2 protein-coding genes are annotated in these 17,973 nt (G+C 39.7%); one reads left to right on the forward strand and one right to left on the reverse strand.

Annotated elements, in window-relative coordinates:
- The coding region (locus VB796_RS13100; RefSeq protein ID WP_323347003.1) for an SdrD B-like domain-containing protein at window positions 1–17,083 on the reverse strand (17,083 nt) is incomplete at its 3' end.
- A gap of 391 nt (window positions 17,084–17,474) precedes the next feature.
- Here VB796_RS13100 and VB796_RS13105 point away from each other — a divergent pair.
- Window positions 17,475–17,633 carry a hypothetical protein gene (locus VB796_RS13105; protein ID WP_323347004.1) on the forward strand — a complete coding sequence of 53 codons (159 nt, stop codon included), beginning with the start codon at window positions 17,475–17,477 and terminating at the stop codon, window positions 17,631–17,633.
- Window positions 17,634–17,973 lie beyond the last annotated feature (340 nt).

Below are 17,973 nucleotides of genomic sequence, written 5' to 3' on the forward strand. Positions count from 1 at the left end.
TCTTACGGCTTGTCGCTCCTGTTTCACAACCTGTTACGTCATCTTTACAACCTACGTAATATTTGTATGTTCCTACTGGATTTGGTGCAAAGGTTAAAGTTGTTAAACTTGCTCCTGCTTCGTCGTACCATTTCACTGTTTGACCCGTTCCACAAACTCCACTTAAAGTAATTGTTTCACCAATACAAATACTTCCTTTGCTTACGCTTGGCGTAGCTGGAGGATTTGGTAAAGGATTAACGACTACATTAACCGTTGTTGAAACTTGGCAACTTGAACCGTTTGTCACAACTACTGTATAAACTCCTGCATTAGCTGCCGTTGCATTGGTAATGCTTGGATTTTGTTGCGTTGAGCTGAAACTTGGACCACTCCAAGTATATGTTCCTGTACCTTCAGCCTTCAAGTTAATTGTCTCTGTTGCACAAACTACCGCACCCGTTGCACTTACCGTTGGGTTTGCGTTTACAATAACTGCTACCGTTGCCGTTGCTGTTGCCGCACAAATATTATCTGCCGTTACGGTCACTGTATAAGTTCCTGCATTGGCGATAACTGCATTGCTGATGTTAATGTCAGCCGTTGTTCCAACAAAAGCATTTGGACCTTTCCAAGCATAAGCTTTTCCGCCTGTTGCTTTTAAGGTAATTGTTCCGCCCACACAAACTTGTGCTGTGGTTGTCGTTGTAGTCGGTGTTGGTAATGGACATTGAATACCTGCATCAATTGTCAAATTACTTTCTCCAATTCCTAATACAATTGGAGCTGTTTTACCGTCTGTTGCACTTGCATCACTATCCGTTGTGTCAGCACCTGAGTTTTGAACTGTGAATTGCTTATCGTTTGGTAAAGTTGATTTTACAAATTCTACTACGTAAGTATTTGGATTTAAGTTATCAAATAAATACTTACCGCTTGCATCAGTAACTGCTGTGGCAATTGGCGTTGTTGAACTTGAAGCATCATAAAGATTTACCGTAATTCCTGCTTGTCCAGTTTCACCTGAATCTTGTTGTCCGTTTCTGTTATCATCATTCCAAACATAATCTCCTAATTTACCTGATTTGAATAAACCGAAATCAAGCGTCAAGTTTGTATTATTATCAGTATCACCATCGTTGGTTGGTTCGTTGAAGTTTTGCAATTGAATTGTTTTACTTCTAACAATTTGACCAGATAATGTTGAACCGTTATCGTCGTTATCTTTATCGTTGTCTGGGTCTTGTGCTACTTCATAAGCTCCCGTTGCAGAACCATTTGTACCCGTAGATGATTTGTATCCTGTTGGAGCATCAATTTCTACGATATAATAATTTGGTTCTAATGCTTGGAATAAATATTTACCACCACCCGCTGTTACTTGTGTTGCAATTGCTGCTCCGTCTGGTGTTCCGTCGTTATTTGCATCTACGAATAAACGTACATTTACACCGTCAATTCCAGTTTCACCGCTATCTACAACTCCGTTATTATTTTTATCTTCCCAAACTAAGTTTCCTAATTTCAAACATTTATCAATTACAACATTGATAGTTGTAGTTGCTGTACAACCATTTGAATTTGTAATACTTACTGTATAAACACCTGCGTTAGTAGCATTTGAAGTAAGAATAGTTGGGTTTTGCGTTGTTTCAGAGAAATTAGAACCTGCTGGCCCAGTCCACTGATATTGTCCACCTAAACCTGCTCCATTTGCGTAGAAACTAATTGGAGCTCCTAAGCAAATCACATTTCCACCTTCTACCGATGCCGTTGCACTTGGCAATGGATTGATTACCACATTTACTTGAGAAGTTGCCGTACAACCATTGTTATCAGTAACTTTTACAACGTAATTTCCAGCCATTGCAGCAGTTGCCGATGGAATATTTGGATTCTGAATACCAGATGTATAAGTATTTGGTCCAGTCCAATTATACGTTGAAATCGTTGCTCCTGATGCAGCCGCTGCCGAACTACGTAATTCGATAGTTGATTTTTCACAAACTGTATTATCAAGTACCGATGCCGTAACCGTTGGGTTTGTATTTACAGTTACTCTTACTGTTGCAACTCCTGTACATCCACCTGCTGCCGAAACTGTTACGGTATAAACTCCTGCATTGGCTGTAACGATATTGTTAATGTCAACACTTTGATTTGAGTTTGTAAATCCGTTTGGTCCTTCCCAAGCATAAGTTGTGAAAGTAGAAGTTACTGCCAATGTCGTTTTACCACCTACACAAATTGCGTTTGGCATAGCAGTTGCTACTGGTACTGGCGTAATGTTGTAAATAACATCAACTGGTGTACGGCTACCTACTGGCGACTCACATTCTGTTGGTGTTGTTAAACTTCTACAAGCAACATAATATGTTTTATTTGCCGTTACTGCTACTGTATATGGACTACCGATTTTCAAGGCTGTTGTTGAGCTTTGAGTATCGTACCAAACTGGCGTTGAACCTGCCAAACAAGTAGCTTTCATATCAATTGAACCACTACCGCAAACCGCACCGCCAGAAACATTTCCTGATGTTGGAGCTACTGGAATTGGATTCACTACTACGGTTACTTTTGCACGATTAGCTGGTAATGTCTCACACTGAGTTGAATTACTATTGTCTTGACAACCTACATAATAGTTGTATGTTCCAATTGGACTTGGGGCAAAGCTCAATGTTGTTAAACTTGCTCCTGCTTCATTGTACCATTTTGCCGTTTGATTTGCTCCACAAGTAGCACTCAATACGATAGTTTCTCCCAGACAAATTGCTCCTTTGCTTGATTTCGCATCCGTTGGTGCCGTTGGAATTGGATTCACGACTACCGTTACTTTTGCACGACTTGCCGAAGGAGTTTCACAACCTGTTGGATTTGTACATCCTACGTAATAATTGTACGTTCCTGCTACTGTTCCTGTGTAACTCAATGTAGTAAGTGCTGCACCTGCTGCGTCATACCATTTCACGGTTTGACCAGTTCCGCAACTTGCACTTAATACATAACTTTCATTCAAACAAATGGCTCCTTTGTCAGATTTTGCATCAGTTGGGGCTGGTAAGTTTGGATTAATTGTTCCTACTACGCCAATTCTTCCTGCCGATGTAGATTCACAACCTGTACTTGTATTTTTACAACCTACATTATAAGTCGCTGTTGCACTGATATTTGGTGAGTAAGTTCCTCCTGCAAATACAAATGTTCCTGCTGAGTTGTACCATTGGGCTACTTCGCCTGTTCCACAAGTCGCCGTTAAATTCACAATTCCTGCTTCACATCTGGCATCTCCTTTTACGTTTGCACTGATTGGGGCTACTGGTACGTAATTTACAACTACTGGTACATTCACTCGGTTTGATGCACCTGTCTCGCAACCCGTTACTGTATTTTTACAAGCTACACTGTAAGTATGACTGCCTAAACTTGGCGTTTGACTGATATTCCCTGCTCCTAAGAAAGTTGTTCCTTCATACCACTGAGCTACTTCATTAGTACCACAAGTTGCTGATAAACTTACGCTCTCTCCTAAACAGATTGAACCTTTGCTGGCAGTTGGATTAACTGGGGCAGTTGGAATTGGATTTACTACCACCGTTACTTTAGCACGATTTCCACTTGCTGTCTCACAACTTGATGCTGTGTTTCTACAACCTACATAGTAATTATAAGTGTTAGCAGGACTTGGGGCAAAACTTAAACTTGTTAAACTTGCTCCTGATTGGTCGTACCATTTAGCTACTTCATTCACTCCACAAGTTGCACTTAACACAATCGTCTCCCCTAAACATACCTCGCCTTTGTTAGATTTCGCATCGGTTGGTGCCGTTGGAATTGGATTCACAATCACACTTACATTTGCTCTATTCGTTGGTAAGGTCTCACATTTGTTCGTTGTCGTTGTTTCTTGGCAACCTACACTGTAATTAAACGTCCCTGCTGAACTTGCAGTAATCACTAAATTGCTCAACAACACGCCTGAACCGTCGTACCATTTCGCTACTTGATTCGCTCCACAACTCGCACTTAAAGTATAAACTTCAGTTACACAAACTACCCCTTTATCCGATTTTGGATTGCTTGGTGCATTTGGAATTGGATTGATCGTGATAACTACAATATTAGACTCCCCTGTGTAATCATTACAACCTACACTTCTCGAACAACGAATGAATGAGGTCGTTTGACTAATTGTACCAGGTTGGAATTCTGAAGTATTACCACCCCCAACTGGTAACCAGTTAGGGTCATTTGGATTATAAGTCGTGGCTCCTGTAGCGTTTCTTAACCACTGATATTCTATGCCTGTTGTACTGCCTAATGGTAAACTTACACTCGTCAATTTTGCAGGTACAAACGCTCCACAATTACTTTGATTAGCAGCTATTGTTCCACCATTGGTTACTAAACCAATGTATGTTCCAACTACGGGTTGACGATTCGCTGGTAAAGTTTCACAACCTGTCGAATTATCTTTACAACCTACATAATAAGTCGTTGTTGTACTGATACTTGGGCTATAAGTTACTCCCGCAAATAATAAAGTCGAACCTGATACTGTACCGTTATACCATTGTGGTGTTTGACCCGTTCCGCAAGTTGCTGTCAATTTAACAATACCTACCCCACACGTTTGACCGCCTGTTACTTGAGAACTACTCGGGGCTGGCAAGTTTGGATTAACTGTTCCTACTACGCCAATTCTGCCTGCCGATGTAGATTCACAACCTGTACTTGTATTTTTACATCCTACATTATAAGTTGTCGTTGCACTAATATTCGGTGAATAAGTGCCACCTGCAAAAACAAATGTTCCTGCTGAGTTGTACCATTGGGCTACTTCGCCTGTTCCACAAGTCGCTGTTAAATTCACAATTCCTGCTTCACATCTGGCATCTCCTTTTACGTTTGCACTGATTGGGGCTACTGGTACATAATTTACAACTACTGTTACTTTCGCACGATTCGCTCCTGCTGTTTCACAACTTGTAGAATTATCTTGACAACCTACATAGTAATTATATGTACCAATTGGACTTGGGGCAAAACTTAAACTCGTTAAACTTGCTCCTGATTCATTGTACCATTTTGCCGTTTGATTCGCTCCACAACTCGCACTTAATACAATTGTTTCACCCAAACAAATCGCTGATTTATTTGACTTCGCATCAATTGGTGCAGTTGGAATTGGATTCACAACTACCGTTACTTTTGCACGATTAGCTCCTGCTGTCTCACAACTTGATGCTGTATTTCTACATCCTACATAATAATTGTATGTTCCTACTGGACTCGGGGCAAAACTTAAACTTGTTAACGCTACGCCTGCTTGGTCGTACCATTTCGCTACTTCGCCCACTCCACAAGTAGCACTTAATACAATCGTCTCGCCAATACAAATCGCTCCTTTATCAGACTTCGCATCGGTCGGTGAACTTGGAATTGGATTCACAATTACACTTACATTTGCTCTATTCGATGGTAAAGTCTCACATTTGTTCGTTGTCGTTGTTTCTTGGCAACCTACACTGTAATTAAACGTTCCTGAAGTCGTAGCAGTAATCACTAAATTACTTAACAATACTCCTGAGGCATCATACCATTTCGCTACTTGATTCGCTCCACAACTCGCACTTAAAGTATAAACTTCAGTTACACAAACTACCCCTTTATCCGATTTTGGATTGGTTGGTGCGTTTGGAATTGGATTGATCGTGATAACTACAATATTCGATTCGCCTGTGTAATCAGCACAACCTACACTTCTCGAACAACGAATGAATGAGGTCGTTTGACTAATTGTCCCTGGTTGGAATTCTGTACCTGTACTACCAGCAATTGGTAACCAATTAGGGTCATTTGGATTATAAGTCGTGGCTCCTGTATTATTTCTTAACCAGATATATTCTAAACCTGTTGTACTACCTGTTGGTAAAGTAACACTTGTCAACTTAGCTGGGACAAAAGCTCCACAATTGCTTTGATTTGCCGCTATCGTTCCGCCATTTGTTACTAAACCAATGTACGTTCCTACTACTGGCTGACGATTCGAAGGTAAAGTCTCACAACCTGTTGCATTGTCTTTACAACCTACATAATAAGTCGTTGTTGTACTGATACTTGGGCTATAAGTTACACCTGCAAATAATAAGGTCGAACCTGATACCGTACCGTTATACCATTGTGGTGTTTGACCCGTTCCGCAAGTTGCCGTTAAACTCACAACACCTACGCCACACGTCTTATCGCCTGTTACTTGAGAACTACTTGGGGCTGGCAAGTTTGGATTAACTGTACCAATCACATTGATTCTGCCATTGGCTGGGGTCTCACAACCACTTCCTGTATTCTTACATCCTACACTGTAAGTCGTCGTTGAACTAATGTTCGGTGAATAAGTGCCACCTGCAAAAACAAACGTTCCTGCTGAATTGTACCACTGAGCTACTTCACCTACGCCACAAGTTGCTGTTAAATTCACAACACCTGCTTCACAACGAGCATCGCCTTTTACATTGGCACTCGTTGGAGAAACTGGTACATAATTTACCACTACCGTGACATTTGCACGGTTTCCACTTGCCGTTTCACAACCTGTTACTGTATTTTTACAACCTACACTGTAAGTATGACTACCAACTGTTGGCGTTAATGTAATATTGCCACTTCCTAATGAGGTCGTTCCTTCATACCATTGAGCTACTTCATTTGTACCACAAGTACCACTTAAACTTACGCTCTCACCTAAACATATTGAACCTTTGCTTGCTGATGGAGTTAATGGGGCTGTTGGGATTGGATTAACCACCACTGGCACTACTGCACGATTCCCACTCGCTGTCTCACAACCACTTGCCGTATTTCTACAACCTACATAGTAATTAAATGTACCTACTGCACTCGGTGCAAAACTTAAACTTGTTAAACTTGCTCCTGATTGGTCATACCATTTAGCTACTTCATTCACTCCACAAGTTGCACTTAATACGATTGTCTCTCCTAAACATACCTCTGCTTTGTTTGACTTCGCATCGGTAGGGGCCGTTGGAATTGGATTCACAATCACACTTACATTTGCTCTATTCGTTGGTAAGGTCTCACATTTGTTCGTTGTCGTTGTTTCTTGGCAACCTACACTGTAAGTAAACGTCCCTGCTGAACTTGCAGTAATTACTAAATTACTTAACAATGCTCCAGAAGCATCATACCATTTCGCTACTTGATTCGCTCCACAACTCGCACTTAAAGTATAAACTTCAGTTACACAAACTACCCCTTTATCCGATTTTGGATTACTTGGGGCATTTGGAATTGGATTGATCGTGATAACTACAATATTAGACTCCCCTGTGTAATCATTACAACCTACACTTCTCGAACAACGAATGAATGAGGTCGTTTGACTAATTGTACCAGGTTGGAATTCTGAAGTATTACCACCCCCAACTGGTAACCAGTTAGGGTCATTTGGATTATAAGTCGTCGCTCCAGTAGCGTTTCTTAACCACTGATATTCTATGCCTGTTGTACTGCCCGATGGTAAAGTAACACTCGTTAATTTTGCAGGTACAAACGCTCCACAATTACTTTGATTGGCCGCTATCGTTCCACCGTTGCTTACTAAACCAATGTACGTTCCCACTACTGGCTGACGATTCGAAGGTAAAGTCTCACAACCTGTTGCATTGTCTTTACAACCTACATAATAAGTCGTTGTTGTACTGATACTTGGACTGTAAGTATTACCCGCAAATAATAATGTCGAACCTGATGCTGTACCGTTATACCATTGTGGCGTTTGACCTGTCCCACAAGTTGCCGTTAAACTCACAACACCCACGCCACACGTCTTATCGCCTGTTACTTGACTACTACTTGGTGCAGGTAAGTTTGGATTAACTGTACCAATCACATTGATTCTGCCATTGGCTGGGGTCTCACAACCACTTCCTGTATTCTTACATCCTACACTGTAAGTCGTCGTTGAACTAATGTTCGGTGAATAAGTGCCACCTGCAAAAACAAACGTTCCTGCTGAATTGTACCACTGAGCTACTTCACCTACGCCACAAGTTGCTGTCAAATTAACAACACCTGCTTCACATCTGGCATCACCCTTCACATTCGCACTTGTTGGAGAAACTGGTACATAATTTACTACCACTGGTACACTCACTCGGTTTGATGCACCTGTCTCACAACCTGTTACCGTATTTTTACAAGCTACACTGTAAGTATGATTTCCTAAACTTGGCGTTTGACTGATATTTCCTGCTCCTAAGAATGTCGTTCCTTCGTACCATTGAGCTACTTCATTTGTACCACAAGTACCACTTAAACTTACACTCTCACCTAAACATATTGAACCTTTGCTTGCTGATGGAGTTAATGGAGCTGTTGGGATTGGATTTGCCGTTACACTTGCATTTGTTGAAGCAGGACTAACACAACCATTCATGCTACAAGTAACTGTGTAATTTGTTGTTCCTGCTACTGTTGGTGTTACCGTGATTGAACTCGTCGTTCCACCATTTGACCATGTATAGGTTCCTCCACAAGATGATGCCGTTAATGTCGCTGAACTTCCTAAACAGATAGACGCTCCACCACCTGTTACCGTTAAGGCACTTGGAATAGAATTTACATTCACGGTAGCATTTAATGATACAGGACTTGTACAAGAATTAACCGTACAAGTAACAGTATAATTGGTCGTTGCACTTGGACTTACTGTGATTGAACTCGTCGTTCCACCATTTGACCATAAATATGCTCCGCCACAAGATGAAGCAGTTAATGTTGCAGAAGCTCCATTACATATTGAAACATCTCCACCTGTTATCGTCAATTTATTTGGAATTGAATTCACAATTACACTTACATTGGCACGATTCGATGAACCTGTTTCACAACCTGTTACTGTATTTTTACAACCTACACTGTAAGTATGACTACCAACTGTTGGCGTTAATGTAATATTGCCACTTCCTAATGAGGTAGTTCCTTCGTACCATTGAGCTACTTCATTAGTACCACAAGTACCACTTAAACTTACACTCTCACCTAAACATATTGAACCTTTGCTTGCTGATGGAGTTAATGGAGCTGTTGGGATTGGATTTGCCGTTACACTTGCATTTGTTGAAGCAGGACTAACACAACCATTCATGCTACAAGTAACTGTGTAATTTGTTGTTCCTGCTACTGTTGGTGTTACCGTGATTGAACTCGTCGTTCCACCATTTGACCATGTATAGGTTCCTCCACAAGATGATGCCGTTAATGTCGCTGAACTTCCTAAACAGATAGACGCTCCGCCACCTGTTACCGTTAAGGCACTTGGAATAGAATTTACATTTACCGTAGCATTTAATGATACAGGACTTGTACAAGAATTAACTGTACAAGTAACAGTATAATTGGTCGTTGCACTTGGACTTACTGTGATTGAACTCGTCGTTCCACCATTTGACCATAAATATGCTCCGCCACAAGATGAAGCAGTTAATGTTGCAGAAGCTCCATTACATATTGAAACATCTCCACCTGTTATCGTCAATTTATTTGGAATTGAATTCACAATTACACTTACATTGGCACGATTCGATGAACCTGTTTCACAACCTGTTACTGTATTTTTACAACCTACACTGTAAGTATGACTGCCAACTGTTGGCGTTAATGTAATATTGCCACTTCCTAATGAGGTCGTTCCTTCATACCATTGAGCTACTTCATTAGTACCACAAGTACCACTTAAACTTACACTCTCACCTAAACATATTGAACCTTTGCTTGCTGATGGAGTTAATGGAGCTGTTGGGATTGGATTTGCCGTTACACTTGCATTTGTTGAAGCAGAACTAACACAACCATTCATGCTACAAGTAACTGTGTAATTTGTTGTTCCTGCTACTGTTGGTGTTACCGTGATTGAACTCGTCGTTCCACCATTTGACCATGTATAGGTTCCTCCACAAGATGATGCAGTTAATGTCGCTGAACTTCCTAAACAGATAGACGCTCCGCCACCTGTTACCGTTAAGGCACTTGGAATAGAATTTACATTCACGGTAGCATTTAGTGATACAGGACTTGTACAAGAATTAACCGTACAAGTAACAGTATAATTGGTCGTTGCACTTGGACTTACTGTGATTGAACTCGTCGTTCCACCATTTGACCATAAATATGCTCCGCCACAAGATGAAGCCGTTAATGTTGCAGAAGCTCCATTACATATTGAAACATCTCCACCTGTTATCGTCAATTTGTTTGGAATTGAATTCACAATTACACTTACATTGGCACGATTCGATGAACCTGTTTCACAACCTGTTACTGTATTTTTACAACCTACACTGTAAGTATGACTACCAACTGTTGGCGTTAATGTAATATTGCCACTTCCTAATGAGGTAGTTCCTTCGTACCATTGAGCTACTTCATTAGTACCACAAGTACCACTTAAACTTACGCTCTCACCTAAACATATTGAACTCTTGCTTGCTGATGGAGTTAATGGGGCTGTTGGGATTGGATTTACTACCACCGTCACTGTTGCTCTATTGGCAGATAATGTTTCACAACCTGCTGAGTTTGTACAACCTACTTTATAAATGTAAGTACCTGCAACCGTTTGTGTATAAGTTAAGGTTGTGATTGAAGTTCCTACGGCATCATACCATTTAACTGTTTGACCAGTTCCACAACTTGCACTTAAGGTATAGGTTTCATTAATACAAACATTTACTTTACTTGACTGAGCATTTGTTGGTGCAGGTAAAGTGCTATTAACAGTTACCAATGCAGTAGCAGTAGCGGTACAACCATTACAGTTGGTCACCTTTACTGTATAAACACCATTATTCGCAGTGGTTGCATTGGCAATTACTGGAGACTGAGCAGTGCTTGTAAAACCATTTGGACCAGTCCAACTATATGTTAAACAAGTAGAAATTGGTTCTGCAACTACTAAATCTTGTTGGTTATTTAAACTTTGAATACCTGATGGATACCAAGTTGTTGAAGTATATGTTGTCCAATCTCTTGTCTGACTATCAATTTCATTTAACCATGTTTCTGCTAAGTCAATGATTGCTTGTACTGCCGTTGGATTTGAAGCATAATTATAATACAATCCGTTTGTACTTGCATTTTTTACCGAGAAATCAGGGTTAGCTACATATTGGTCATGGGTAATTTCCCATTGTGCAATTTGGAAAGCTGCCGCTTGCTCTAATGTCCAAGCAGAAGGTGATGTTGATATAAAGTGTTTGTCATAAAGGTATCTTAACATACCTGCATGAACAGCTCCAATACCTCCTGTTGGAATCAATACAGAGGCATGACCTGCCACTCCTGCATATTGTTTTGCAAGTGATTCTAATGGAACAATGTTGTATCCTGTATAATTAACATTCATGCCAATAGGTGAACCTACCTCTGCACAGAATGAAGTATAATCTGTTAATCCTTTAGAAGGAATATTTAAGTCAATAATTGTTGCTACCGAGTTATGCGGTGAAGTTCCTCCGTCATATTGATTTAGTAAATTGGCTGTTGGAATACCTGCGTGGTCAAAACTCAATCCTGAGATATTTAATCCACTTACAAAATTTCCTGGAGCACCTACTGAAGTTAAATTGATAGATTCTCCTTCACAAACGGTTTCGCCAGAAGCAGTTACAATCGGGTTTGGACTTACGTTTACTCTTGCATTGGCAGAGTTAGCACTTGTACAATTGTTTACTTTACAAGTTACCGTATAGTCAGTTGTTACTGTTGGATTAACTGTGATAGATGTCGTTAATTGTCCACTCGACCAAGTATAAGTACCTGCACATCCTGAAGCTGTCAAAGTTGTAGAAGCTCCAGAACAAATTGTAACTCCTCCTCCTGTAACTGTTGGTTGACTTGGAATTGGATTTACCGTAATGGTTGCATTAGCAGAAGCTGGGCTTGTACAACCGTTAACTGTACAAGTAACAGTATAATTTGTAGTAACAGTTGGTGCAACTGTAATTGAAGTAGCAGTTGTTCCAGATACTGCATTAGACCATGTATAAGTTCCTGAACAAGCCGATGCAGTTAAAGTAGTTGAACTTCCTGCACAAATTGATACGCCTCCACCTGTTACTGTAAGAGCATTTGGGACAGAGTTAATGGTAACTGTTGCAGCATTTGATACTGAACCTGTACAACCATTAAGTGTACAAGTAGCTGTATATGTGCCAGAAGTATTAACCGTAATTACATTCGTTGTTTCATTATTTGACCATTTCAATGTTCCTGAAGCACAACCACTTTCTAAAGTCACTGAAGTACCACAAACATTACCGTTTCCACCGTTTCCAGTAATGGTAACTGTTGGTGCGGCAGGTGTTGCAATAATTGTTGCGACAACTGGCTTACGTGTGTTGATTGCAGTTTCACAGTTAGGTGAAGTTACTCCTTTACAACCTACATAATAAGTGGTTGTTGCTGAAATGGCTGGCGTAGTAAATGCATCTCCAATACCTAATACTGATGTTGATGTTTGAGAAGCATACCAAACTGGTGTTTCACTTACTCCACAAGTTGCTCCTAATGAAACAGTTGCAGTTGCTCCCGACTTACACGCCAAACCACCCGTTACTACACTTGGTGCAGCAGGAATTGGATTAACAGTAATGGTATAAGCTACAAATGGACGGCAATATGGATTGTTTGAATCTGGTACAGGTTTCAAACACGCATACACATAATACGTAATTGGTGATGTTCCTGTGTTGGCAGGTAAGCCTGTTAAATTAGAAGCCGTTACAGTTCCATCAATTAATAATGCTTGTGGTTGTAAACAGTAATGTTCATCAACCATTAAATATGGATTTGCTTGTGGAACTTTATAAGCACACCATTCAATATAAGTTGTTACTGGTAATGACTGACTCGCTGAGTTACTTGTTAAAGTTAATGATGGAATGCTTGCACCAGAACAAATAGTTTGAGTTCCGTTGTTAGGCTGAGGGTTACTCAACGTAGGGCAATTTGGCGAGAAACCAATATCATACGTATGATTACTTTCACCGTAAGCACCTGTTGTTACTGCAATGATGGCATTACTACCTGAAATAGTAGCATCACTATCAATTTCATCACTATTATTTGTATTAGCATTGGCTGGAGACAAGAATGTTTTAGCAAGATTTGTCTGACCAGTCGCTACTCTAATTTCATAAGCCATTGCTGGTAATAAACCACCTGTAACGTTGGCATCATTGAAATAATATTCTCCCGTTGAACTTGTCGTTGTTGTAGCTACCTGTACACCTGCTTTAAATAAAAGCACAGTAATACTTGGAATACCTGGTTCATTTGCATCTTGAATACCATCTTGGTCATAATCTCTCCAAATACGGTTACCAATTTCTAAAGGAGCTAAAGCACAAAATACCTCAATATCTCCCAAACCTGATGCTTTACCAAATGCCCCAGGCGTATTTCCATCGTATAATTTATAATCTCCTGTTGGTGCTGGACGAGGCCCATAATCTAAACGATAATTAGAAACGCTATTCCATGCAATTGGGGAATTCGCATATAAATAATCACCAGTGCTGTTGTCCATTCTACGAGTACCTCCTGAATAGAAAATATTAGCAGGGCCAGCAATAGTTGTCATAATTTCACCAGTTCCAGGGTATAAAGCAATACCACCCATTGTAGGCTCATCATGGTCAATAGTAATATCTCCAAAATAATATTCTCCACCACCAGGTCCACCACCTTTATTAGCACCCGAAGTAGTTGTATTACTTGCGGTACCATTATTTTCGATAGTCCAAGTTGAGCCAGATTTTGTAGCACGCATTACATCTCCTTCTACTCTACCTGTAAGCGTATATAAACTCACCATTGAAATATCGTCAATAGCAAAGTCATTGCCCGAACTAAGCGTATTACCATCTACAATACCAATCACGGCTGAAGTAGATGAACCAGAGTTGACATCAATACTGTATTTCACCCAACCACAACTTGTAGCAGTTACTTGTGCATGGTCTGAACCAATTCGGTTTCCATTAACTGTAAAATAAAGCTGTGGTAAGTTAGTAGTACCCAACGACATTGCCCAAAAAGATAAACGCAATGATGTATTAGAAGGGAAACTAACATTTTGATACCAAACTCTTTGTAAACCAAAAAGGAAACTGGTTGAACCATCCGCTACAAGGAAGTTACCTGTTCCAGTTGTTTTATCTTTACAAACTGGAGCAAAACTATAATAAGCGTTAGAGTTTGTTGTTATTCCATAAGTCCCACTACCCGAACTTGAATAGTTATAGTCTGATGAAAAAGAAGTTGCTCCATTGGTAAAGCTACCATTATTGATATAATTTGTAATACCGTCTCCTGGAGGGTAATTCGCATTTCCCAATTGGTGAGAGAAACGGTCAGCAAAACCTAAAATCATAGAACCATCACTATCAAATTCAATATCTGACAACATTGGTTGTGGATAGGTTTCAGCAATATTTGCATCTACTTGAGCATAACTATTAACCCAAGGTCTCCAAATAGCATAACTTACGGTACTACTATTTGACTTACCTCTATCATAATTTAAAGGAAATTGAGTTAGAGCAGTTGTAAAAGTTGAACCATTCAATTCGTACACCGTTGCTTTTAAGTTCGGAGAACTCAAAGACGGTACATCGAATCCAGCTTGTCCGTACAATGCACCTAACGCACCAGGTTGAGAAGACTCAGCAGTACACACAACACCCACATAAATTTTTCCTCTGTAATATTTCAAACCGAATGGAGCAAATTCACTTGCTACACTACAAGCTGGATTAGGTACAGCATAAGAAGTAACTAAGGTTGGAGATGTTGGATTACTTACATTCAAAACATATATCTTTTTATCGAATAAGTTTGTGATGTATAATGTATTTCCATCTGATGAAAGTTCTGCATCACCAAATGACATTTTACCAACTGCATTAAAAACAGCATTACCTCCATCATCTGATGGCAAAGTTTTATCAGTTGATAAATTACGGGTAGGTTCTGTTCCTGCATTAATGCCCAGAACTGTTTGTAAATTAATACCCGTGATGGTATAACCAGTTCCGTTGTTATCTGCATTCTGAATCACGTACAAACCTGCAATTCCTTGCGGACCAAAACCAGAGTGACGTTTCATGAAAGCAGTAGCAAACAAAGTCTTTTTATACTTATTGTATGCCATCCCCCAAACAGAACCAATTGAACTATACTTCGACATGACGTAAGGTTCATTTCCAGAAGTTAACTTATCACCCGTTCTATTGTATGGGAACGAAACCAAAGCGTCTTCAAGACCAGCTCCATTTGTACCATTCGCAGTGTAACTACCATTGGCATAGCACGGCACAGCAACCTTAGGCTGAACCCCTTCCTTCGCACAGAAATCATCTGGGTGGTTAACGCCAAAATTTACGTTACAACTATTAGCCGATAAAAATTGAACGCTTGTTCCACTTGTAGCTCCATCTGGGCCAGAAACATACCCTGCTGGCAAATTAGAGAATTCAATTCTCAATGCGCCAGAAGTTCCATTGATAGCATAAGTACCGTCTGCAAGTGTTACCGTTGTTGCCACTAAAGCGTTAGCAGCATTGAATGCTTTAACCGTTACACCTGCTAAACCTATCTCATCACTGTTGTCTTTTTTACCATTTAAGTTAAAGTCTCTAAAAACAACTCCCCCTATACTTGTACAAGTTGCCAAAGGTGGAATTACTGGTGTACTACAACCAGCTCCTGAACTTACGGTATATCCAACCGATGCAACATTACCTCCCTTTGTATCAAAATCATGACTCGCAGTATTTACATCGTAAAACAACATATTGGTACCATTAAAACTACCATCAATCGTAATTTTACTGATACCATTTTTTACCAAGATAGAACCATTCGTTCCAGTTACTGCTTTGTTGATTGTTAAGTTTCCACCAATCTCCAAACCACCATTAATTACACCCGGACCATCAAAGGTAGCATCTCCCGCAATTTTCAAACAACCACCTGCCGCTACGTTAAATTCTTTACCCGCTCCTTTATTTCCAACGATGAAACTACAACCTACTGCACCAAATGGTCCACATACTGTTTGGATTAAACCATAGTTGATAATATTCCCATGATTGTAAAGTGTTCCGTCAATCGTAATCTTTCCAGTAGCTGTGTTTCTTACCAACAGAGCATCGCTATTTTCAAAACTTGTAAAATTAATCGTACCATCATTTGTCAAAGTTGCTCCACTACCAAGATAGAACAAAGAAGTATTGATAGCATTCAACACCGACCCAGTACCAATGTTATTCAAAACGAATGAACCTTGTGCCGTAATTTGTGTTGTTGCCGATAATGTTATGGCAGCCTCATTGTTAATGGTGAGGTTATTTCCAAAACCAGTAGTATTGGAATTCAATGCTCCTCCTGCTTTCACGTTTATCACAACAGGTGAATTGTAGTTATAGCTTCCATTCATATTGAATGTTCCATAAACATCAATCGTAACACCTGCAAAGTTCCCACTGCTCTGTGTCCATGTTACTCCAGGAGCAACACAGATTTTATTCCCTGTACCACTAAAGTTCAAAGTCAACGAACCAGTATTGGCTGTAATACAAAGCGTCTTGTTCCCATCCAAGTTGTAACTACTTCCACTGGCTGGAGCAGAAAAAGTACAAGTTGTACATTGGGCTGAAGCCGTCGGTGTGTTGAAGAATGACAATCCTATTAAAACCACGACAAGGCTTCTACTTATGGTAGAAACCTGAGCAAAGTTTTGAAAGACCTTACTGCTCGTAACCGAACAAAAATTTTGATAGTGCTGACCTATTTTATAGGAGCCTTCTCGGGCAGACATAATTCGTCCTCCGAGCGACTTAAATAGCCCTGAAAAAATAGCATAAAATCCCCACAAAAAAATTCTTGCAGAAATATCATTAAAGAGGTTGGCACGGTAATTGCGGCTACTTCCCGCTTCCGATTTTTTAACAGTTACCTGTTTTGAATTGGAAATCACGTTCTCACATAATGAGAACATTACAGCAGTAAAGTCTTTCATTTTAGAAACTTTATTGATTTTAGGGCGGATTGTTGGGTAAATATTTCTATGCAACCACAAAACTTGGTTACTACAAAAATTCGATTTCAAAACCTTTGAAACACAGCGAGACAGGCTACCGAGAGGATATAGGAATTTCAGGAGCAGAGAAAATTGCGAAATTTTCAAAGCAAGCATAAAATACCCTGAATCTCAGGATAGCGGATACGAATGTTTTAAAAGTGTTGTAAGGAAATAAGTCACGAAAGGTCTTTTGCGGCGGCGACCATTCATCATGCCCTAAATCATTGAGTATAAGATTGATAAATTGAAGTAAGGAAACTTCAGGGGCGGCCAGAATAGTGTTTCCTTCTATGTTTTGACCTAAAAAACTGGCAAAACATTAAATCCATTGGCTATCAAGGGCGGGAAGCAAATGGCAAAATCGGCAATCGTATTCCTTTTTATGGGAGGAAATACTGACTACTTGCAAATTTTAAGTTTAACTACTTGGCTAAAAAATAAGGGACTTAAGGCTCTACGTTTTCTTTATCCCTTAGGCGATAATTGATAAAGATTTGATAACGTTCAGTTGGAGTTTAGGTCGCAAATAAAACGATTTATTTGTAATAAACAAAGCATTTCATTCTTATTTTTTAAACAATTCTAAATCGGCGAAATTTAAGATTGCTACGGAGTATAGTGCCAAAATCATGCCAATTTTAACAAATTTGACGGTATTTAAACTAAGCAGAGATTTTTGATATTTTTTTTAACCAATTCAATCAGAGATTTCCAAGAGTACATAAACACCTAAAATACACTCTATTATAGACGCTATTAAGTCCAGAAAGTGACATAAAAAAAGTATTATTTTTTACTAATTTTGCTTATTGATTTAGACATAAATG

Origin of the sequence: Arcicella sp. LKC2W (assembly GCF_034931005.1) — a bacterium.
Lineage (GTDB): Bacteria > Bacteroidota > Bacteroidia > Cytophagales > Spirosomataceae > Arcicella.